Below are 704 nucleotides of genomic sequence, written 5' to 3'. Positions count from 1 at the left end.
GGCTGCGCGGGCGGGCGTTGGCCGCGGACTGGCTGGCGCTGGGCGCGGGCGACCCGCTGGCCGAGGCGCCGGAGGTGGCGGGCGCGCGCATCTCCGCCTGGCTCGGGCACTGGGACTTCCTGGCCGCGACGGCGGAGGACGCCTTCCGCAAGCAGCTGATGCAGCGCATGGCGCAGGACGCCCGCCATGTCGTGGCGGGCCTGCCGGCCGAAGCCGCGCATCGCGGCGCGCTGGTGGCGCTGAAGGGCGGCATGGCCGCGGCGGTGGCGCTGGAGGACGAGACCTGGCTGGCGCGCTGCGTGCGTTTCCTGCCGCAGGAGCTCGACCGCCAGTTCCACCCGGATGGCGGCCATGTGGAGCGCAGCCCGGCGCAGCTTCTGGCGGCGATCCAGGACCTGATCGAGATCCGCAACCTGCTGCACGGCGCCGGGGTGGAGGCGCCGCCGACGCTGGCCGCGGTGCTGGACCGTGCCGCGCCGGCGCTGCGCCTGCTGCGCCATGCCGATGGCGGGCTGGCGCTGTTCAACGGCACGCGGGAGGAGGCGCCGGCGATCCTGGATCTGGTGCTGACCCAGGCGCAGTCGCGCGGCCGCGCGCCCGCCGCGCTGCCGGACACCGGCTTCCACCGCCTGGCCGCCGGCCGCACGCTGGTGCTGGCCGATTGCGGCGCGCCGCCCGCGGCGAGGCGCGACGCGGCCTCCGGC

Annotated in this window: 1 protein-coding gene; it reads left to right on the top strand. The window is 77.8% G+C overall.

Translation table 11 applies throughout. The features are described 5' to 3' along the window. The coding region (locus OZN99_RS32910; RefSeq protein ID WP_270939373.1) for a heparinase II/III family protein at window positions 1-704 on the top strand (704 nt) is incomplete at both ends.

This window comes from Falsiroseomonas oryzae, assembly GCF_027856955.1.
GTDB lineage: Bacteria > Pseudomonadota > Alphaproteobacteria > Acetobacterales > Acetobacteraceae > Falsiroseomonas > Falsiroseomonas oryzae.
This window is presented reverse-complemented; position numbering and strand designations above follow the sequence as displayed.